The sequence below is a fragment of the Ruegeria sp. AM7 genome (assembly GCF_056535965.1).
This window is the reverse complement of the sequence record NZ_JBQFJE010000003.1, coordinates 2,568,876-2,586,487: the sequence shown is the minus strand read 5'-3', so window position 1 is coordinate 2,586,487 and position 17,612 is coordinate 2,568,876. Positions and strand designations below refer to the sequence as shown.

General features: G+C 56.0%; 27 protein-coding genes. 25 read left to right on the top strand and 2 right to left on the bottom strand.

The features are described 5' to 3' along the window. Window position 1 precedes the first annotated feature (1 nt). From rplP to ACR3EG_RS16900, 3 genes are all read left to right on the top strand, one after another. Window positions 2-415 carry a 50S ribosomal protein L16 gene (gene rplP, locus ACR3EG_RS16910; RefSeq protein WP_058283513.1) on the top strand — a complete coding sequence of 138 codons (414 nt, stop codon included), beginning with the start codon at window positions 2-4 and terminating at the stop codon, window positions 413-415. Between the two features lie 176 nt (window positions 416-591). Then, window positions 592-1,119 carry an amino acid synthesis family protein gene (locus ACR3EG_RS16905; RefSeq protein WP_480947417.1) on the top strand — a complete coding sequence of 176 codons (528 nt, stop codon included), beginning with the start codon at window positions 592-594 and terminating at the stop codon, window positions 1,117-1,119. A 40-nt stretch (window positions 1,120-1,159) separates the two neighbouring features. Beyond that, window positions 1,160-1,780, top strand: coding sequence for a 2OG-Fe(II) oxygenase family protein (locus ACR3EG_RS16900; RefSeq protein WP_480497488.1), 621 nt, complete (start codon window positions 1,160-1,162; stop codon window positions 1,778-1,780). A 24-nt stretch (window positions 1,781-1,804) separates the two neighbouring features. Here ACR3EG_RS16900 and ACR3EG_RS16895 read toward each other — a convergent pair whose 3' ends face one another. Further along, window positions 1,805-2,728, bottom strand: a complete 924-nt coding sequence (locus ACR3EG_RS16895; protein ID WP_480497487.1) for a response regulator — start codon at window positions 2,726-2,728, stop codon at window positions 1,805-1,807. A 419-nt stretch (window positions 2,729-3,147) separates the two neighbouring features. Continuing rightward, the gene (locus ACR3EG_RS16890) at window positions 3,148-4,197 is read right to left on the bottom strand and encodes a cytochrome-c peroxidase (RefSeq protein WP_480497485.1); all 1,050 of its coding nucleotides are present in this window, start codon (window positions 4,195-4,197) and stop codon (window positions 3,148-3,150) included. 395 nt (window positions 4,198-4,592) lie between these two features. Between ACR3EG_RS16890 and rpmC the strand changes: the two genes are divergently transcribed. The 22 genes from rpmC (at window position 4,593) to ACR3EG_RS16780 (ending at window position 17,560) form a co-directional block, all read left to right on the top strand. Beyond that, on the top strand, window positions 4,593-4,799 hold the full coding sequence (rpmC, locus tag ACR3EG_RS16885; protein ID WP_010437082.1) for a 50S ribosomal protein L29: 207 nt from the start codon (window positions 4,593-4,595) through the stop codon (window positions 4,797-4,799). Window positions 4,800-4,803: 4 nt separating this feature from the next. Next, window positions 4,804-5,034, top strand: a complete 231-nt coding sequence (gene rpsQ, locus ACR3EG_RS16880; protein ID WP_008757253.1) for a 30S ribosomal protein S17 — start codon at window positions 4,804-4,806, stop codon at window positions 5,032-5,034. Window positions 5,035-5,110: 76 nt separating this feature from the next. Continuing rightward, on the top strand, window positions 5,111-5,479 hold the full coding sequence (gene rplN / locus ACR3EG_RS16875) for a 50S ribosomal protein L14 (protein ID WP_008757934.1): 369 nt from the start codon (window positions 5,111-5,113) through the stop codon (window positions 5,477-5,479). Between the two features lie 2 nt (window positions 5,480-5,481). Further along, the gene (rplX, locus tag ACR3EG_RS16870) at window positions 5,482-5,793 is read left to right on the top strand and encodes a 50S ribosomal protein L24 (protein WP_068340764.1); all 312 of its coding nucleotides are present in this window, start codon (window positions 5,482-5,484) and stop codon (window positions 5,791-5,793) included. Next, window positions 5,786-6,346, top strand: coding sequence for a 50S ribosomal protein L5 (rplE, locus tag ACR3EG_RS16865; RefSeq protein ID WP_480497483.1), 561 nt, complete (start codon window positions 5,786-5,788; stop codon window positions 6,344-6,346). The genes rplX and rplE overlap by 8 nt, the downstream gene beginning before the upstream one ends. Before the next feature lie 19 nt (window positions 6,347-6,365). Next, window positions 6,366-6,671 carry a 30S ribosomal protein S14 gene (gene rpsN, locus ACR3EG_RS16860; protein WP_068340744.1) on the top strand — a complete coding sequence of 102 codons (306 nt, stop codon included), beginning with the start codon at window positions 6,366-6,368 and terminating at the stop codon, window positions 6,669-6,671. A gap of 13 nt (window positions 6,672-6,684) precedes the next feature. Then, on the top strand, window positions 6,685-7,077 hold the full coding sequence (gene rpsH / locus ACR3EG_RS16855; protein WP_039523381.1) for a 30S ribosomal protein S8: 393 nt from the start codon (window positions 6,685-6,687) through the stop codon (window positions 7,075-7,077). 11 nt (window positions 7,078-7,088) lie between these two features. Continuing rightward, window positions 7,089-7,622, top strand: a complete 534-nt coding sequence (gene rplF / locus ACR3EG_RS16850) for a 50S ribosomal protein L6 (RefSeq protein WP_170373361.1) — start codon at window positions 7,089-7,091, stop codon at window positions 7,620-7,622. A gap of 11 nt (window positions 7,623-7,633) precedes the next feature. Then, window positions 7,634-7,993, top strand: coding sequence for a 50S ribosomal protein L18 (gene rplR, locus ACR3EG_RS16845; protein ID WP_170356678.1), 360 nt, complete (start codon window positions 7,634-7,636; stop codon window positions 7,991-7,993). A 172-nt stretch (window positions 7,994-8,165) separates the two neighbouring features. Then, window positions 8,166-8,729 carry a 30S ribosomal protein S5 gene (rpsE, locus tag ACR3EG_RS16840; protein ID WP_170356677.1) on the top strand — a complete coding sequence of 188 codons (564 nt, stop codon included), beginning with the start codon at window positions 8,166-8,168 and terminating at the stop codon, window positions 8,727-8,729. A gap of 12 nt (window positions 8,730-8,741) precedes the next feature. Further along, window positions 8,742-8,930 carry a 50S ribosomal protein L30 gene (gene rpmD, locus ACR3EG_RS16835; protein WP_008757946.1) on the top strand — a complete coding sequence of 63 codons (189 nt, stop codon included), beginning with the start codon at window positions 8,742-8,744 and terminating at the stop codon, window positions 8,928-8,930. 199 nt (window positions 8,931-9,129) lie between these two features. Then, on the top strand, window positions 9,130-9,990 hold the full coding sequence (locus tag ACR3EG_RS16830) for an endonuclease/exonuclease/phosphatase family protein (protein WP_480497480.1): 861 nt from the start codon (window positions 9,130-9,132) through the stop codon (window positions 9,988-9,990). 227 nt (window positions 9,991-10,217) lie between these two features. Next, complete coding sequence (locus tag ACR3EG_RS16825) at window positions 10,218-10,433, top strand: DUF1127 domain-containing protein (protein WP_209194636.1); 216 nt, start codon at window positions 10,218-10,220, stop codon at window positions 10,431-10,433. Between the two features lie 120 nt (window positions 10,434-10,553). Continuing rightward, entirely contained in the window at window positions 10,554-11,426 is an 873-nt protein-coding gene (locus tag ACR3EG_RS16820) for a hypothetical protein (protein ID WP_480497478.1), read from the top strand. 150 nt (window positions 11,427-11,576) lie between these two features. Next, window positions 11,577-12,050, top strand: a complete 474-nt coding sequence (rplO, locus tag ACR3EG_RS16815) for a 50S ribosomal protein L15 (RefSeq protein WP_170356674.1) — start codon at window positions 11,577-11,579, stop codon at window positions 12,048-12,050. A 109-nt stretch (window positions 12,051-12,159) separates the two neighbouring features. Next, complete coding sequence (gene secY / locus ACR3EG_RS16810; RefSeq protein WP_170356673.1) at window positions 12,160-13,524, top strand: preprotein translocase subunit SecY; 1,365 nt, start codon at window positions 12,160-12,162, stop codon at window positions 13,522-13,524. Continuing rightward, entirely contained in the window at window positions 13,521-14,168 is a 648-nt protein-coding gene (locus tag ACR3EG_RS16805) for an adenylate kinase (protein ID WP_170755581.1), read from the top strand. The genes secY and ACR3EG_RS16805 overlap by 4 nt, the downstream gene beginning before the upstream one ends. Window positions 14,169-14,379: 211 nt before the next feature. After that, the gene (gene rpsM / locus ACR3EG_RS16800; protein ID WP_170332212.1) at window positions 14,380-14,748 is read left to right on the top strand and encodes a 30S ribosomal protein S13; all 369 of its coding nucleotides are present in this window, start codon (window positions 14,380-14,382) and stop codon (window positions 14,746-14,748) included. Between the two features lie 15 nt (window positions 14,749-14,763). Next, on the top strand, window positions 14,764-15,153 hold the full coding sequence (gene rpsK / locus ACR3EG_RS16795; RefSeq protein ID WP_093965380.1) for a 30S ribosomal protein S11: 390 nt from the start codon (window positions 14,764-14,766) through the stop codon (window positions 15,151-15,153). A 114-nt stretch (window positions 15,154-15,267) separates the two neighbouring features. Then, the gene (locus tag ACR3EG_RS16790) at window positions 15,268-16,284 is read left to right on the top strand and encodes a DNA-directed RNA polymerase subunit alpha (RefSeq protein WP_480497475.1); all 1,017 of its coding nucleotides are present in this window, start codon (window positions 15,268-15,270) and stop codon (window positions 16,282-16,284) included. A 118-nt stretch (window positions 16,285-16,402) separates the two neighbouring features. Further along, window positions 16,403-16,825, top strand: coding sequence for a 50S ribosomal protein L17 (gene rplQ / locus ACR3EG_RS16785; protein ID WP_170356670.1), 423 nt, complete (start codon window positions 16,403-16,405; stop codon window positions 16,823-16,825). 123 nt (window positions 16,826-16,948) lie between these two features. Continuing rightward, window positions 16,949-17,560, top strand: coding sequence for a YitT family protein (locus ACR3EG_RS16780; RefSeq protein WP_170755582.1), 612 nt, complete (start codon window positions 16,949-16,951; stop codon window positions 17,558-17,560). The last annotated feature ends 52 nt before the right edge of the window (window positions 17,561-17,612 follow it).

Genomic DNA, 17,612 nt, shown 5'->3' with positions numbered 1-17,612 from the left:
TATGCTTCAACCAAAGCGTACTAAATTCCGCAAGATGCACAAAGGCCGGATCAAGGGTCTCGCCAAAGGCGGCTCTGATCTGAACTTTGGCACCTACGGCCTGAAAGCTCTTGAGCCTGAGCGTGTAACTGCACGCCAGATCGAAGCTGCACGTCGTGCCATGACGCGTCACATGAAGCGTCAGGGCCGTGTTTGGATCCGCATCTTCCCCGACACTCCGGTCACGGCCAAGCCGATCGAAGTTCGTATGGGTAAAGGTAAAGGTTCGGTCGATCGCTGGGCATGCAAAGTCAAGCCTGGCCGCGTGATGTTCGAGATCGACGGCGTCAATGACGACATCGCCCGCGAGGCCCTGCGCCTGGCTGCGATGAAGCTGCCAATCAAGACCCGCGTCGTGGTTCGCGAAGACTGGTAAGCGATCCGGGGCTTAGGCCCTGTTCGTGATAAGATTGACCCCCGTCGGGAAACCGGCGGGGGTTTTCTGTTGCGCTTGTGAAATTAAGGGCCGCAAAAACCGTCGACCTCTTCTCACTGCGCCCCTAGGCTGCCCGATAGAAATGGGAGGGCCCTATGGTTCAGTTGCGCAAAAAAATGTTCGTCAAGGAAATCATAACCACCGATCAGTTGGGCCAGCCCTGCGATCCGATCAGCCGAGTTGCTGCGCTGGCGGTGTTCACGAACCCTCTGGCCAGCTGTCAGGCGGATGATCTTTCAGAGTTGTTTGAGATTGGTGCGCTTCTTGGCCCGGACCTCGCATCCGAAGCGATATCTCAACTGGACGGTGCGCCTGTATCCTACGGCAAGGCAGCGATCATCGGCATAAACGGCGATCTTGAACAGGGCGGGGCGGTGATCCATCCCAAGCTTGGCGCGCCCATGCGCGCGGCAGCTGGCGGAGGAGACGCCGTGATCCCTTCGAACGCCAAGCTGGGCGCGCCGGGTTGCGCGATTGATCTGCCGCTGGGGCACAAGGACAACCCTTGGTCGTTCGACCATTTCGACACGATGACGTTGAACATCCCGGACGCACCTAAACCGGATGAGATCGTTCTGTGTCTTGCCTATGCCGATGGCGGTCGCCCGATCCCACGCTGTGGCAAAGGGCCCGTCAAAAGCTAATCGACTGGCCTTGCCGAAACCACTGGGGTATGCCCGGCCCATGGCACAGATTGAATCACTCTTCGTAACCCGTCTCTACCGCGCGTCCTTGTCCGAGTTCGATCCTAAGATCGACGCGGAAGAATTGGAAAGCTCTTGCCTTGTCATCGCCGAGGATGATGAGGCCGGGCAGGACTGGTGTGAAGAGAACGGCTATCCCGGCTATACCAGCTATGCTTCGCTGACCGATTTGCCGTGGCGGTTCCCGATTTTTGCCGATCTGGTCAAGTCGCTGGATCAACATGTTGCGGCCTTCGCCAAAGATCTGGAGTTCGATCTGGGCGAGGGCGCGTTGAAGCTGGAAGACCTGTGGATCAACATCCTGCCCGAGGGCGGAATGCACTCCAGCCACTTGCACCCGCACAGCGTGATCTCGGGCACGACCTATGTGGCTATGCCCGAAGGCGCGAGCGCACTGAAACTGGAAGACCCCCGCTCAGGCCGGATGATGGCCGCGCCAACGCGGGTCAAAGGCGGGCGGCGTGATTTGCAGCCGTTCATCTATATGAAGCCGCAAGTCGGGGACGTGCTGCTTTGGGAAAGCTGGCTGCGCCATGAGGTGCCGATGAACATGGCCGAGGAAGAACGCATCAGCGTCAGCTTCAACTACAAGTGGGAATAACGTCGAAAGCGTGACATCCCGCGCTTATTGAAACAGGGGCTCGTCTGATTGGGCGGCTGTTTTCAGTTCTCCGATCATACGGTCGACGAAGGCGACTTGGGTATGGGGTGACAAAAAGGTTTTGCGGCCAATTCCGATGACGTCAAACTCAACGTGCACGGGGCTGCCGTCCCGAAACACCAATCCGGTCTCTAAAATCTGGCGGCGGATATTATCTGAAACGTTGACGATGGAATCAACGTAATGACCATGAGTGGCGATGCCAAAAATTCCACGTCCGAAATAGGTGATCATCGGCGCATGATCGCAAAGTGCGTCTGAGATGCACTCAGCGATGTCGGTCACTTCGTCAATAAATTCCTGTGATGTGCATCTTTCGTAGATGGACGCAATATTTGTAACTGTCAGGATTTGCAGCTTGGTCGCCCGGAACTTCAGCCTGCCAAGATGCGTCAGGTAGTTTTCAAAAGAATGTACTTTTAGAACCCCATCTACATCGTCGATTGTTATTGCGTCGCTGAGAGCAACGGCTTTGGTCATGCTTTGCGAAGTCGTGTCAAGTCGTTCAACACGCGCCGATGACTGCAATGCGTGCTTGATGCGTAGTTGCAGGTCATCGAAGTCCACCGGCTTGTTTACATAGTCTGTTGCCCCTGCGGCAAAGGCATCGTCCACATGTTTCTTGTCCGACATCGCAGTGACCATAATGATCGGCGCATAGCGATAGCCAGGCAAAGAACGAATCCGGCGGCATAGCTCGACCCCGGTCATTTTGGGCATTTGAATGTCCAGAAGGAACAAATCAAACGGACGGTCTGCGTGAGCGATTTTTTCCAAGCCCTGAATCGCGGACGATGCTGTCTCTATAGTGAAACCTCCCTTCGAGGCCAGCCCAAGCGAAAGCACCCTCAAGATGTCCATATCGTCGTCGACTAAAAGAACTCTCATTGCAAACCTCCTGTATGGTTGGCGGTCTTTGGCTGAACTCAAATATTGTTAGTTCTATGTGGTCACAAATGGATGCGACGCTGAATGCTGTTTTGAAAGTTTGTGCAACTTAAAGTGTTGTCGCCTCAAGATGGTATCGTCAAAATTGCCAGACTGAAAAGATGTATTTTAGACATAGCACCTGCCATTGGGGATTTTCTTATCACTATCGGGTGAAAAGGCCATGCATATCGCCGTCGCGACAGACAGGGTGAGTGGGAGATTGAGCTTTCCCTTGCAAGCCATCCGCTAATGCATTGCGCGGCAGCATACTGCGATCTCTTGATGTTATCATGCATCCGCTATCTCCAAGGTGGCATGCTCAGGGGTCGTCTGGTCTTTAAGGTTAAAAGGCAGGCCGTTAGGCCTGCCTTTGGTGTTTATTCGGCGATGATCTCGCCCGAAGGGCGCGGGGTCGTCGCCGTCTCGGCCGGCAGCACCGGATAAGTTACTTCAGGCAAAGTGCCGGTCAGGCTTTCCAGAAAGGCAACGATCTGGTTGGCTTCGTTGTCGCCCAGTTCCTCACCCAGTTGCGACTCGGCCATGATCTGAACCGCGACTTTCAGGTCCCATACTTTGCCCGAGTGGAAATAGGGCGCAGTCAATGCGACGTTCCGCAAAGGTGCTGCGCGGAACACATATTCGTCGTCCACAGTCTCGGTCACGGCAAAGCGGCCTTTATCGCCGACGGGCAGAACATCCGCGCCGGGTTTTTCGATCAGACCGAAGGGGTAGTACCCGCTGCCGCCGACATTGACGCCCGAGTGACAGGCGGCGCAGCCCATGTCCATGAATTGGGACAGACCGGCCAGCTGCTCTTCGGTCATGGCGTTGTCGTCACCGTTCAACCAGGCGTCGAAAGGGGCAGGGGTGATAAGGGTGGCTTCGAATGCTTCGATGGCCTTGGCAAAATTGTCAAAGCTTACCGGGTCTTCTTCACCTTCGAAGGATTCAGAGAACCACTCCACATATTGCGGCATCGAATTTAGCGTTTGCACCAGATTATCCGGTGTGTTGGCCATTTCGACACCGGCCTGAACCGGGCCTTTCGCCTGTGCCGCCAAGTCTTCGGCGCGCCCATCCCAGAACTGCGCTTCGTTGAAAACCGAGTTCAGGGCCGTGGGGGAGTTGCGCGGGCCACGTTGCCAGCCGTGCCCGATCGAGGTTTCAAGGTTGTCGTCCCCGCCAGTCGCCAGATTGTGGCATGAGTTGCATGAGATCACACCCGATGCGGACATGCGCGGATCGAAGAACAAGGCTTTGCCCAACTCGATCTTTTCAACAGTGATCGGGTTATCATTCACTGCAGGTACGGTCGAAGGCAGGGGTTCGAAAATATCAAGCGCTTCGTTGCGCAAGTCATTCGCCTGAGCACCTGTAGCCAGGACCGCGATCATTGCTGCATGAGTGAGGCCGGATTTCAGTTTCATTGTTAGCTCCAATAACTGTAATCTCCCTGCTGAACTATTTAGTTTACTTTGAGTCAGACACTTTGACTTAGATCAATTCTAAATTGGCTGCGGGGCAGAATTTTAGACTTCTTCTAATTTGCTCTGTTGTTTTCTTAGAAACGGGGAAATACCGGTGTCGTGTTCGCCGGTATTCGGGTAGCCCGAACGTGTTAGTTGGGTTAAGGACTCGCCGAAGTCTGACAACTGTCGATAGCTCAAACTTCCTCTTGCCACCTATCCCCCAAACCCTTATACGGCGGCATCCTGCGATCTCCCGGCGTTGTCGGGCGATTCGCATGTCTATCATTCATCCACCAGGTCCAAGGTGACCCTATCAGGGGGCCTTCTGGTGTTTTGAGCAAAGGAAAAAGGCGATGAACGCCCAAGAACTGCGTGACAAGACCCCGGACCAGCTCCGCGAGGAACTGGCCAACCTGAAGAAAGAAAGCTTTAACCTGCGCTTTCAACAGGCCACCGGTCAGCTGGAAAACACAGCCGGCATCAAAGCGGCCCGCCGCAATGCTGCCCGCGTCAAAACCATTCTGAACGAAAAGGCCGCTGCTGCGGCATCCGAGGAGTAATCAGATGCCCAAGCGTATCCTGTCCGGCACCGTAACCAGCGACGCCAACGAACAGACCGTAACCGTATCCGTCGAGCGCCGCTTTACGCATCCGGTTCTGAAGAAAACCATCCGTAAGTCCAAGAAATACCGGGCTCACGATGAGAAGAACGCCTTCAAGGTCGGCGACACAGTTCGCATCATCGAATGCGCGCCGAAATCGAAGACGAAACGTTGGGAAGTTCTGGAAGCGTAAGCCTCCGGGATTTTCCCATTTGTCGAAACCCTGGGGGATCTAATCAGACCAGCCCCCACAGGTCGGGAGAAACCACATGATCCAGATGCAGACCAATCTGGATGTCGCTGACAACTCCGGCGCACGCCGAGTTCAGTGCATCAAGGTCCTGGGTGGTTCCAAGCGTAAATACGCCTCCGTTGGCGACATCATTGTCGTCTCGGTGAAGGAAGCCATCCCGCGCGGCCGCGTAAAGAAAGGTGACGTCCGCAAGGCCGTCGTCGTACGCACCGCCAAAGAAGTCCGTCGCGAAGACGGCACCGCGATCCGTTTCGATCGTAACGCCGCCGTCATCCTGAACAACAACAACGAGCCAGTCGGTACCCGTATCTTTGGCCCCGTTGTTCGCGAACTGCGCGGCAAGAACTTCATGAAAATCATCTCGCTGGCTCCGGAGGTGCTGTAATCATGGCTGCTAAACTCCGCAAAGGCGACAAGGTCGTCGTGCTCGCCGGCAAGGACAAGGGCAAAGAGGGAACCATTTCCTCGGTTGACCCCAAAGCCGGTAAAGCTGTTGTCGAAGGCATCAACATTGCCATCCGTCACACCCGTCAGTCGCAAACTTCTCAAGGTGGTCGTCTGCCTCAGGCAAACCCGATCGAGCTGTCGAACCTGGCGCTGCTGGACAAGAACGGTAAAGCAACCCGCGTTGGCTTCCGCATGGAAGGTGACAAGAAGGTCCGCTTCGCCAAGACCACAGGGGACGTGATCGATGCTTGATTCCGCAAACTACACCCCGCGTCTGAAAGCTCAGTACGCCGAAACCATCCGTGCCGCTCTGAAAGAAGAGTTCGGCTACAAGAACGACATGCAGCTGCCCAAGCTGGAGAAAATCGTTCTGAACATCGGTTGTGGTGCTGAGGCGGTCAAAGACTCGAAGAAAGCGAAAGCTGCTGTCGAAGATCTGACTGCGATTGCTGGTCAAAAGGCCGTTGCAACCAAGGCGAAGAAGTCGATCGCGGGTTTCCGCGTCCGTGAAGACATGCCGCTGGGCGCGAAAGTGACCCTGCGCGGTGACCGGATGTACGAATTCCTGGATCGCCTGATCACCATCGCGCTGCCGCGCGTTCGTGACTTCCGCGGTGTTAAGCCGTCTTTCGATGGTCAGGGCAACTTTGCCATGGGCATGAAAGAGCACATCGTGTTCCCGGAAATCGACTTCGACAAGGTCGACGAGGTCTGGGGCCTGGATATCGTAATTGCCACCACAGCGAAAACCGACGCTGAAGCAAAGAGCCTGTTGAAAGCTTTCAACATGCCCTTCAACGCTTAAGCGCCGCGAGGATTGAGACATGGCTAAAAAAGCAATGATCGAACGCGAAAAGAAGCGTGAACGCCTGGTGGCCAAATATGCCGCAAAGCGTGCCGAGCTGAAAGAAATCGCGAATGACGAGAGCCGCCCGATGGAAGAGCGTTTCAAAGCGCGTCTGAAACTGGCGAAACTGCCGCGCAACAGCTCGGCTACCCGTCTGCACAACCGTTGTCAGCTGACCGGTCGTCCCCACGCTTACTACCGTAAGCTGAAGGTCAGCCGTATCGCGCTGCGCGAGCTGGGTTCTGCTGGTCAGATCCCCGGCATGGTGAAATCGAGCTGGTAAGGGAGACATAGATATGAATGATCCTATCGGCGATATGCTCACCCGTATCCGCAACGCGCAAATGCGCGGCAAGTCCACCGTTTCCACCCCGGCTTCCAAGCTGCGCGGTTGGGTTCTGGACGTGCTGGCGGACGAAGGTTATATCCGTGGCTATGAAAAGACGACCGGTGAAAACGGTCATCCGGCCATCGAAATCAGCCTGAAATACTACGAAGGCACCCCTGTCATTCGCGAACTGAAGCGGGTCTCAAAGCCCGGTCGTCGCGTCTACATGGGCGTCAATGACATCCCGCAGGTCCGTCAGGGTCTGGGCGTGTCGATTGTCAGCACTCCGAAAGGTGTGATGTCGGACCAGAACGCACGCTCCAACAATGTTGGCGGCGAAGTGCTCTGCACCGTCTTCTAAGGAGGTCTGCAATGTCTCGTATTGGTAAAAAACCGGTCGAGCTGCCCAGCGGCGTAACCGCCTCTGTGTCGGGTCAGACCATCGAAGTCAAAGGTCCGAAAGGCACCCGCAGCTTCACCGCCACCGACGACGTTACGCTGTCGGTTGAAGACAACGTGGTCAAGATCGACCCCCGTGGCATGTCCAAGCGTGCCCGCCAGCAGTGGGGCATGAGCCGCACCATGGTTGCCAATCTGGTAACCGGTGTGACCGAAGGCTTCAAAAAAGAGCTGGAGATCCAGGGTGTTGGTTACCGGGCTCAGATGCAGGGCAACACCCTGAAGCTGAACCTGGGCTACAGCCACGATGTTGATTTCACTGCTCCGGAAGGTGTCACCATCACCGCGCCGAAGCAGACCGAGATCGTTGTGGAAGGTATCGACCAGCAGCAGGTGGGCGAAGTCGCGGCCAAAATCCGCGAATGGCGCCGTCCCGAGCCGTACAAAGGCAAGGGCATCCGCTATAAGGGCGAGTTCATCTTCCGCAAGGAAGGCAAGAAGAAGTAAGGACGCAGACAATGGCAAACAGCAAAAGAACCCTGTTTCTGAAGCGCCGCCTGCGCGTTCGGAACAAACTTCGCAAAGTCAACGCGGGCCGCGTACGCCTGTCGGTTCACCGTTCGAACAAGAACATCAGCGTTCAGCTGATCGACGACGTTCGTGGCGTGACCCTGGCCGCAGCCTCGACCCTGGAAAAAGATCTGGGTGTTGTTGGCAAGAACAACGTCGAAGCGGCCACCAAAGTGGGCGCGGCCATCGCCGAGCGTGCCAAGAAGGCAGGCGTCGAAGAGGCCTATTTCGATCGTGGTGGCTTCCTGTTCCACGGCAAGGTGAAGGCAGTTGCCGACGCCGCGCGTGAAGGTGGTCTGAAGATCTAAGACCAAGCGCATCCCGAAAAGTGGGAACCGGTTTTCGGATTATGATGCGCGACAAAAGAACGAGGGCAGCTTGACGGCTGCCCCGATGATCCGGGGGCCCTGACGTTAGTCGGGGCTCACTTGGATTGAAGAAAACGGCGCCGTATGCGCCACATGAGAAAAGGGATGCCAAATGGCAGAACGTGAAAACCGTCGGGGCCGTGGCCGCGACCGTGAAGAAGCACCGGAATTTGCAGATCGTCTGGTCGCAATCAACCGCGTGTCGAAAACCGTAAAAGGTGGTAAGCGCTTTGGCTTCGCCGCTCTGGTGGTTGTCGGCGATCAGAAAGGCCGCGTGGGCTTTGGCAAGGGTAAAGCGAAAGAAGTACCTGAGGCCATCCGCAAGGCGACTGAGCAAGCCAAGCGTCAGATGATCCGCGTGCAACTGCGCGAAGGTCGGACCCTGCACCACGACATCGAGGGCCGTCATGGCGCTGGTAAAGTGGTTATGCGCACCGCACCTGAAGGTACCGGTATCATCGCCGGTGGTCCGATGCGTGCCGTGTTCGAAATGCTGGGCGTGAAGGACGTTGTGTCCAAGTCGCTGGGCTCGCAGAACCCGTACAACATGATCCGCGCCACCATCAACGGCCTGCAGAAAGAGCAGAGCCCGCGTTCGGTTGCCGCACGTCGTGGCAAAAAAGTTGCTGACATCCTGCCCAAGCGGGACGAAGCACCGGCCGAAGCCGAAGCGTAAGGAGAGCGAACCATGGCAAAAACCATCGTCGTCAAGCAGATCGGTTCCCCGATCCGCCGCCCCGCCGAACAGCGCGCAACCCTGATCGGTCTGGGCCTGAACAAGATGCACAAAACCCGTGAGCTGGAGGACACTCCTTCGGTGCGCGGCATGGTCAACAAGATCCCGCATCTGGTTGAGATCATCGAAGAGCGCGGCTAAGCGCGACTCTTTCAAAACTTCTTGAAACGCCCTCGACAGTGTCGGGGGCGTTTTCTTTATTTAATGATTGTTTGCTTTACACCCGGACCCTCTGCACCAAAAAACCTGAAAATCTCTGATACTTCCGACCTTTAGTTGTCGTTGATGCAACTATTGTGAGTGCCTGAAAGATAGGCATTTGGAGATAAGTATCAAAGTGATGCGCAGTGTATTGATTGGATTGAGCTGTGTGGCTGGCACTCTCGTGCTATTCGGGTTTTTTGGCCAGCTTCACAGAGTTCCCGACACAATTTCGATAGGACGGCCGATTTTCGGCCTTTGCTGTGTTGCCGGTATGTTCGCTGCAAGGCCATTTTGGCTTAAGATGGCCTTCGCGTGTGTTGTAGCCGCAGCGTTCTTTACGACGGTAAGGCTTCTTTTACCTCAACAGCCGGGCGACGACCTAAAGGTTTACGCGAAGAATCTGTGGTTCGCTAATACCGAAATTCCGGCTTTGGTGGACGATATCGAAGCAACGGGTGCGGACGCTGTAATGCTGCAGGAGGTTTCTGATAGAAATATAGAAGTTCTAAGGCTGCTGGAAAAAAGTTACCCGTATCAACACCTCTGCAGGTTTTCGAGTTGGAGCGGGATCGCTTTGGTGTCACGTCATCCGATCCAAGGCGAGCCTATTTGCTCGAACTCGCGTGCTATTGCAGCCGTGCCAGTTGTAATTGAGAATTCAAAGGTTTGGTTAGTGTCTGTTCATATCCCTTGGCCCTGGCCCCATGACAGCCTCAATAACGAAGCAGATGCCGAAAGAGTTCTGGCCGAGCTCGATGGCGCTCTCGTCATTGCTGGTGATTTCAACTCCATGCCATGGTCTGGACGTGTTGGACGGATAGCATCGCTAACGAACACACGGCTTACTGGGCCAATTCGACCCACTTTTCAACTTGGACAGATACCGCTGCCGCTTGATTTTGTTTTGGCACCGGGAGGTGGGTCTCAGGAAATACGGCCTTTATTCGGTTCTGACCACGCCGGAGTGTTGGCGAAAATCAGACTTTGGGTACCTTAGATGCTCCATGGAACTAAATTTATTGCAAGACAGGATTGTCATACGCGGGACCGGCTATTCACGGAGAATTTGGAAAAAAGCTGCACGGCCATTCCGCCAACGCATAACGGATAGACCGAAACATCCGTTGTTAGCGATATCCACTCTCCTTATCTGAGCGCTGTCCCAAACAGGAACGCAAACAGTATCCCGAGGAATTCGCCTTGGGCTCAGAAAGGAATCGAACGATGGCTAACACAGCAACCTTTACCCGCGAAGGCTTTGGCCTTAGCGCCCGCATCGCAACACTCGTCGCCCGCGTCAAAGAGGCATATGCCCTGCGCGCCGAGTACAACCGCACCTATACCGAGCTTCAGGGTCTGAGCGACCGTGAATTGAACGACATCGGTGTGCGTCGTTGTGACATCAAGGATATCGCACGCGAACACGCGTATTGTTCCTAACCAAAACGCGAAAGCGCGAAGGCTTTGATCAGGAGGCGCCGGTAGGCGCCTCTTTGCGTTTGGGTGATCAGTTTGACACGATGGCGTTGAATTCGGACTTCGTGCGTTGCAGCCCGCGCAATGATCCGCCAAACACGTTGCGAATTAGGGACGAATGAAGGGCTGTACAGGGTGACGGAATTCCAGATTGGCATGCTGTGGGTCGATGGCCCGCTAAGCTACCTAGAGCAGCTCTGCATCAAGTCTTTCTTGGATGTTGGGCAACCCGTCCGTCTTTACACCTACGGGACAGTTTCAAATATCCCTGACGGGGTCGAGCAACGTGATGCGCGTGAAGTTCTGCACGATCGCGAATTCGTTACCCACGCTCGAACCGGCAGTCCTGCACCTCATGCTGACAAATTTCGCTACAGAATGCTGGCGCAGGAACCTGACCTGATTTGGGCTGACACGGATGCGTATTGCATCAAACCCTTCGAAACAGAGACCGGGCATTACTACGCGTATCTTGAAGGAACGATGGGAATTGGCGTCCTCAAATTGCCGCCAGACAGCGAGGCGCTGGCGTTGCTGAACGAATTCACGCAGGATCCTTTTCTCATCCCGCCCTGGTTACCAAAACGACACAGACAAACGTTGCAGGCCGCACTGGACAGTGGCTCTCCAATAAATGTACCCGAGGAATATTGGGGCGCTTGGGGGCCGGGTGCTGTTTTATGGGCGCTGCACACCTCTGGAGAAATCCGTTACGCACTGCCAGAGCATGTTTTTTACCCGGTCAATTTTACCCGGAGGCGGGCTCTTGCCCGACCAGGTGTTGATCTGTCGCCCTATCTCAAGGACGATACGGTTTCGATCCATTTTTACGGCAGGCGGATGAGGTCGATTTTGCGTAACCGTTTCGGAGGAGTGCCTGATCCGAACAGTTTAGTTGGCCAGTTGGTTGAAAAACACGGCATCGACCCGGCGGCAGCGCCCATTTTAGACACGTGAAATACGGGTTAACCTGACAACAAACTTGCATAGATCGGCGCAACGCTGTATCGGGCTGCGGTGGCCTTGTGGCCATGAGAATCAAAACCAAGAAACGCCGCGTTTGGCCCATCACGCTTCGGGGGTCACATCCGGCTAAGGAGAAGCGAAATGAAACTGAATGAATTGCGCGACAATCCCGGCGCCGCACCGAAACGGACCCGCGTTGGCCGTGGTCCGGGTTCCGGCAAAGGTAAAATGGGTGGCCGTGGTATCAAAGGCCAGAAATCCCGCTCGGGTGTGGCCATCAACGGCTACGAAGGCGGCCAAATGCCTTTGTATCAGCGTCTGCCCAAGCGTGGCTTCAACAAGCCGAACCGTAAGGAATTCGCCGTTATCAACCTGGGCCTGATCCAGAAATTCGTTGACGCCGGCAAGCTGGACGCATCGGCTGCGATCACCGAGGATGCGTTGGTCGCATCCGGTCTGGTTCGTCGCAAGCTGGACGGCATCCGCGTACTGGCCAAAGGCGAAATCAGCGCCAAAGTGAACCTGGAAGTAACCGGTGCTTCGAAATCTGCCGTTGCGGCAGTCGAAAAAGCGGGCGGCTCACTGACGGTCACAAAAGCCGCTGCGGCAGAGTAAGCGCTTGTGAGCGGGCAAAGACCCGCTTACATAGACCTCAGAGTTTTCCAAGACGCCGCCCGAGCCGGAAAACGGTTCCGGGCGGTGTTTTCATAAGAGAGACCGATTTATGGTATCAGCAGCAGAACAAATGGCAGCCAACACAAGCTGGTCTGCCCTTGGGAAAGCCACCGATCTGCGCAACCGCATCCTGTTCACGCTTGCATTGCTGATCGTCTACCGTCTGGGCACCTTCATTCCGGTTCCGGGCATCGACGGCCAAGCACTGCGCGAGTTCATGGAGCAAGCGGGGCAGGGCATCGGCGGTATGGTTTCGATGTTTACTGGCGGGGCGCTGGGGCGGATGGGGATTTTTGCCCTTGGCATCATGCCCTACATTTCAGCTTCGATCATCGTGCAGCTGCTGACATCTATGGTTCCCGCTCTCGAACAGCTCAAGAAAGAGGGCGAGCAGGGCCGCAAGAAAATCAACCAATATACCCGTTTCGGCACCGTGGCGTTGGCCACCGTTCAGGCTTATGGTCTGGCAGTGTCGCTTGAATCGGGCGATCTGGCGACCGATCCGGGCCTGTTCTTCCGCCTGTCGACCATGATCACGCTGGTTGGTGGTACAATGTTCCTGATGTGGCTGGGTGAGCAGATCACCGCACGCGGCATCGGCAACGGTATCTCTCTGATCATTTTCGTGGGCATCATCGCCGAAGTTCCGGCTGCTCTGGCACAGTTCTTTGCTTCGGGCCGCTCGGGCGCGATCAGCCCTGCTGTGATCATCGGTGTGATCGTGATGGTGATTGCCGTGATTACCTTTGTGGTCTTCATGGAACGCGCTTTGCGCAAAATCCATATCCAGTACCCGCGCCGTCAGGCCGGTATGAAGATCTATGAGGGCGGCTCCAGCCACCTGCCGGTCAAAGTGAACCCTGCGGGCGTGATCCCGGCGATCTTTGCAAGCTCGCTGCTGCTGCTGCCGGTGACGATCTCGACCTTCTCGTCGGGCGCAACCAACGGGCCGGTGATGTCGTGGCTGCTGGCCAACTTTGGCCCCGGCCAGCCGCTGTATCTGCTGTTCTTCGCCTCGATGATCGTGTTCTTTGCCTATTTCTACACGTTCAACGTGTCGTTCAAACCGGACGATGTGGCGGATAACCTGAAAAAGCAGAACGGTTTTGTGCCGGGTATCCGTCCGGGCAAGAAAACCGCCGAGTATCTAGAATACGTGGTCAACCGCGTGCTGGTTCTGGGTTCGGCCTATCTGGCGGCGGTCTGTCTGTTGCCTGAAATTCTTCGGGGCCAGTTTGCCATCCCGTTCTATTTCGGCGGCACCTCGGTTCTGATTATCGTCTCTGTGACCATGGACACGATCCAACAGGTCCAGAGCCACCTGCTAGCGCACCAATACGAAGGGCTGATCGAAAAGTCCCAACTGCGCGGCAAAGGCAAGAAACGTGGCAGGAAGGGACCCGCTCGTCGATGAACATCATTCTTCTCGGCCCCCCGGGGGCAGGTAAAGGAACGCAAGCGCGTCACCTGGTTGAAACCCGCGGCATGGTCCAGTTGAGCACTGGCGACATGCTGCGCGAGGCCAAGGACAGCGGCACCGAAATGGGCAACCGCGTGGCCGAGGTGATGGCTAAGGGCCAGCTTGTGACCGATGAGATCGTGATCGGCCTGATCCGCGAAAAGTTGGAACAAGGCGCTGAAGGCGGGTTCATCTTTGACGGTTTCCCACGCACTCTGGCCCAAGCCGATGCGCTGGGTGAGCTTCTGGACAGCACCGGCGAGACCTTGGACGCGGTCATCGCGATGGAAGTGAACGACGACGCTCTGGTCGCGCGTATCACGGCTCGGTCAACCTGCGGCGGTTGCGGTGAAGTCTATAACGACATCACCAAACCGATCCCGGCGGACGGCAAATGCTCGAACTGCGGCAAGGAAGGTGACTTCAAGCGCCGTGCGGACGACAATGAGGAAAGCCTCAAGACCCGTCTGATGGAGTATTACAAGAAAACCTCGATGCTGATCGGCTATTACCACGCCAAGGGCAACCTGTCCTGGGTCGATGGTCTGGGCGAGATTGACGAGGTTCAGGGCGCGATTGCAGCCGCATTGGACGCCTGACCTGACCCGCATTTGAATATGGGCTTGACGGCATCGCCAAAAGCCCATATCGACCCCCATCCCCAAGGGGAATCAAGACCGCGTGCGGGATTCGTCCCAACCGCCCCGACCACCTCGAATAATGCTGAACCCTCTGGCGACACTGCCACGGTAAAGCGTTGTGAAAAAAGGTTCTGGAGTTACGGAACCGCAACGAAAAGGAAAGTGACACGTGGCACGTATTGCCGGCGTAAACATCCCGACTGCAAAGCGGGTACCAATCGCCCTCACATATATCACCGGAATCGGCAACACCTCGGCCAAAGCGATCTGCGAAGCCGTGGGCATTGAAGCGACCCGTCGCGTCAACGAACTGTCCGACGCCGAAGTTCTGAAAATTCGCGAGTACATCGACGAAAACTTCACCGTCGAAGGCGACCTGCGCCGCGAAGTTCAGATGAACGTCAAACGCCTGATGGACCTGGGCTGCTATCGCGGTCTGCGTCACCGCCGCAACCTGCCGGTTCGCGGTCAGCGTACCCACACCAACGCTCGTACCCGCAAAGGCCCCGCAAAGGCCATTGCTGGTAAGAAGAAATAAGGGAGGGTCTGACTGATGGCACGTGATAAGACTCGCGTTAAGCGCAAAGAGCGTAAGAACATCGCATCGGGCGTTGCCCATGTGAACTCGACCTTCAACAACACCAAGATCCTGATCTCGGACGTACAGGGCAACGCCATTGCATGGTCGTCTGCCGGTACCATGGGCTTCAAAGGGTCGCGGAAATCGACACCCTACGCCGCTCAGATGGCTGCAGAAGATGCAGGCAAAAAGGCGCAGGAACATGGCGTCAAGACGCTGGAAGTCGAAGTTCAGGGCCCCGGTTCGGGTCGTGAATCGGCTCTGCGCGCGCTGGCTGCTGTGGGCTTCAACATTACGTCGATCCGCGACGTGACGCCGATTGCTCACAATGGCTGCCGCCCGCCGAAACGTCGCCGCGTCTAAGCGATTTTGAATTGAGCTGGGGCTGTGTTTTTGCACGGCCCCAGCACGTCATTTTGAACCTCGGGCGTCTGCACCTTGTTGGTCATGGGGCGCGGACAGGAATGGAGGGATTACATGATCCACAAGAATTGGGCAGAATTGATCAAGCCAACCCAGCTGGATGCCAAGCCGGGAAACGATCCTGCGCGTCAGGCAACGCTGGTTGCTGAGCCGCTGGAGCGTGGCTTTGGTTTGACTCTGGGTAACGCACTGCGCCGCGTTCTGATGAGCTCGCTGCAAGGTGCGGCCATCACCAGCGTCCAGATCGACAACGTTCTGCATGAGTTTTCGTCGGTCGCAGGTGTCCGCGAAGACGTCACCGACATCATCCTGAACCTTAAAGGCGTGTCGCTGCGCATGGAAGTCGAAGGCCCCAAGCGCCTGTCGATCAATGCCAAAGGCCCCGCCGTTGTCACCGCAGGTGACATCAGTGAAAGCGCCGGTATCGAGGTTCTGAACCGCGACCACGTCATCTGCCACCTGGATGATGGCGCCGACCTGTTCATGGAACTGACCGTGAACACCGGTAAGGGTTACGTCTCGGCTGAGAAGAATAAGCCCGAAGATGCACCCATCGGCCTGATCCCGATCGACGCGATCTATTCACCGGTCAAAAAGGTAGCCTATGACGTTCAACCGACCCGTGAAGGTCAGGTTCTGGACTATGACAAGCTGACCCTGAAGATCGAAACCGACGGTTCGATCACACCCGAGGACGCGCTGGCCTATGCGGCTCGTATCCTGCAGGATCAGCTGTCGATCTTCGTCAACTTTGACGAGCCGGAATCGGCTGGCCGCCAGGACGAGGACGATGGTCTGGAGTTCAACCCGCTGCTGCTGAAGAAAGTGGACGAGCTGGAACTGTCGGTCCGTTCGGCAAACTGCCTGAAGAACGACAACATCGTTTACATCGGCGATCTGATCCAGAAGACCGAAGCCGAGATGCTGCGCACCCCGAATTTCGGCCGCAAATCGCTGAACGAGATCAAAGAAGTGCTGTCCGGCATGGGTCTGCACCTCGGCATGGATGTCGAGGACTGGCCGCCCGACAACATCGAAGATCTGGCGAAAAAATTCGAAGACGCGTTCTAAGCGCGTCTTCCCCAATGCCCGGGCTGCCGGGGACTGTATGGGCGATGATGCCCCAAGGAGAGCCGGTGACACGCATCGCCGGCCAGACAAAGCAAAAACGCAAGATAGGAATTGAACAATGCGTCACGCACGTGGTTACCGCCGCCTGAACCGTACTCATGAGCACCGCAAGGCTCTGTTTGCAAACATGGCTGGCTCGCTCATCGAGCATGAGCAAATCAAAACAACTCTGCCCAAGGCAAAAGAACTGCGCCCGATCATCGAAAAGCTGGTCACTCTGGGCAAGCGCGGCGACCTGCACGCCCGTCGTCAGGCCGCAGCTCAGCTGAAAGAAGACAAAGACGTCGCCAAGCTGTTCGAAGTTCTGGGCCCCCGCTACGCCGAGCGTCCGGGCGGTTATGTCCGCATCCTGAAAGCCGGTTTCCGTTATGGTGACATGGCTCCGATGGCGATCATCGAATTCGTGGATCGCGACGTCGACGCCAAAGGCGCAGCCGACAAGGCTCGCGTTGCCGCCGAAGAGGCCGCAGACGAAGAATAAGAAAGCTTCGCTTTCTGACTTTGGCCCCTGCGTCCCAGACGCGGGGGTTTTTCTTTTTATTGCGCGATAAACCTAGCAGGTTTGCTTCCTGCGCTAAAACCGGAGCTTTTCGTGTCCGTTCGCATGTCCGTATTTGATGTTCAGGGCCTTGCCTTTGGTATCGTCATGACAAGCCTTAGCGTCGTTTTTCTTAAAGCGGCTGGTTTGGTGACAGGGCAAACTGCGGGTCTTGCGCTTTTGCTTTCTTATGTTTTGCCGATTGGATTTGGCCCTTTGTTCTTCTTAATCGGTATCCCGTTTCTGATACTGGCTTGGGTAAAACGCGGCCCAGTTTTTGCTATTCGGACGATTGTCGTGGTGATCGGGATTTCGACGCTTTCACAACTGTTGGGAAAGATAGTCATCTTCGAACGGCTTGACCCGTTGATCGCCGCTGTTCTTGGGGGTGCGTGTAGCGGCATGGGATTGATTGCTATTTTCCGCCACAATGCCTCGGCGGGCGGGATGACTATTTTGGGGATTATTCTGGAACATAAGACCGGCCTGAAGGCTGGGTGGTTCCAACTTTCGGTCGATGTGATGGTATTTTTGGCCTCGGCCTTTGTGCTTAGCCCGTCGCAACTGCTGTATTCCTTCCTTGGGGCTGTGATCACCAATATGGCAATCGTATGGAACTTCGACGTGGCCCAAAGCGGCACCGGGCGTCCCGGTTATGGTCGGTCTGCAAACTCATAGCGATCTTGCAAACGGTCGGTGTTGCGGACATATCAATCCGTAAACATCCATG

Bases quoted from the DNA above. Each gene is read 5' to 3' on its own strand.
- ACR3EG_RS16890 (WP_480497485.1), bottom strand. From the start codon at position 4,197: ATGAAACTGAAATCCGGCCTCACTCATGCAGCAATGATCGCGGTCCTG.
- rpsK (WP_093965380.1), top strand. From the start codon at position 14,764: ATGGCACGTGATAAGACTCGCGTTAAGCGCAAAGAGCGTAAGAACATC.
- rplP (WP_058283513.1), top strand. From the start codon at position 2: ATGCTTCAACCAAAGCGTACTAAATTCCGCAAGATGCACAAAGGCCGG.
- ACR3EG_RS16805 (WP_170755581.1), top strand. From the start codon at position 13,521: ATGAACATCATTCTTCTCGGCCCCCCGGGGGCAGGTAAAGGAACGCAA.
- rpsQ (WP_008757253.1), top strand. From the start codon at position 4,804: ATGCCCAAGCGTATCCTGTCCGGCACCGTAACCAGCGACGCCAACGAA.
- rplN (WP_008757934.1), top strand. From the start codon at position 5,111: ATGATCCAGATGCAGACCAATCTGGATGTCGCTGACAACTCCGGCGCA.
- rpmC (WP_010437082.1), top strand. From the start codon at position 4,593: ATGAACGCCCAAGAACTGCGTGACAAGACCCCGGACCAGCTCCGCGAG.
- ACR3EG_RS16830 (WP_480497480.1), top strand. From the start codon at position 9,130: ATGCGCAGTGTATTGATTGGATTGAGCTGTGTGGCTGGCACTCTCGTG.
- rplQ (WP_170356670.1), top strand. From the start codon at position 16,403: ATGCGTCACGCACGTGGTTACCGCCGCCTGAACCGTACTCATGAGCAC.
- rpsH (WP_039523381.1), top strand. From the start codon at position 6,685: ATGAATGATCCTATCGGCGATATGCTCACCCGTATCCGCAACGCGCAA.
- ACR3EG_RS16900 (WP_480497488.1), top strand. From the start codon at position 1,160: ATGGCACAGATTGAATCACTCTTCGTAACCCGTCTCTACCGCGCGTCC.
- ACR3EG_RS16905 (WP_480947417.1), top strand. From the start codon at position 592: ATGTTCGTCAAGGAAATCATAACCACCGATCAGTTGGGCCAGCCCTGC.
- secY (WP_170356673.1), top strand. From the start codon at position 12,160: ATGGTATCAGCAGCAGAACAAATGGCAGCCAACACAAGCTGGTCTGCC.
- rpmD (WP_008757946.1), top strand. From the start codon at position 8,742: ATGGCAAAAACCATCGTCGTCAAGCAGATCGGTTCCCCGATCCGCCGC.
- ACR3EG_RS16790 (WP_480497475.1), top strand. From the start codon at position 15,268: ATGATCCACAAGAATTGGGCAGAATTGATCAAGCCAACCCAGCTGGAT.
- rplE (WP_480497483.1), top strand. From the start codon at position 5,786: ATGCTTGATTCCGCAAACTACACCCCGCGTCTGAAAGCTCAGTACGCC.
- ACR3EG_RS16895 (WP_480497487.1), bottom strand. From the start codon at position 2,728: ATGAGAGTTCTTTTAGTCGACGACGATATGGACATCTTGAGGGTGCTT.
- ACR3EG_RS16820 (WP_480497478.1), top strand. From the start codon at position 10,554: ATGATCCGCCAAACACGTTGCGAATTAGGGACGAATGAAGGGCTGTAC.
- rplO (WP_170356674.1), top strand. From the start codon at position 11,577: ATGAAACTGAATGAATTGCGCGACAATCCCGGCGCCGCACCGAAACGG.
- rplR (WP_170356678.1), top strand. From the start codon at position 7,634: ATGGCAAACAGCAAAAGAACCCTGTTTCTGAAGCGCCGCCTGCGCGTT.
- rpsN (WP_068340744.1), top strand. From the start codon at position 6,366: ATGGCTAAAAAAGCAATGATCGAACGCGAAAAGAAGCGTGAACGCCTG.
- ACR3EG_RS16780 (WP_170755582.1), top strand. From the start codon at position 16,949: ATGTCCGTATTTGATGTTCAGGGCCTTGCCTTTGGTATCGTCATGACA.
- rplF (WP_170373361.1), top strand. From the start codon at position 7,089: ATGTCTCGTATTGGTAAAAAACCGGTCGAGCTGCCCAGCGGCGTAACC.
- rpsE (WP_170356677.1), top strand. From the start codon at position 8,166: ATGGCAGAACGTGAAAACCGTCGGGGCCGTGGCCGCGACCGTGAAGAA.
- rplX (WP_068340764.1), top strand. From the start codon at position 5,482: ATGGCTGCTAAACTCCGCAAAGGCGACAAGGTCGTCGTGCTCGCCGGC.
- ACR3EG_RS16825 (WP_209194636.1), top strand. From the start codon at position 10,218: ATGGCTAACACAGCAACCTTTACCCGCGAAGGCTTTGGCCTTAGCGCC.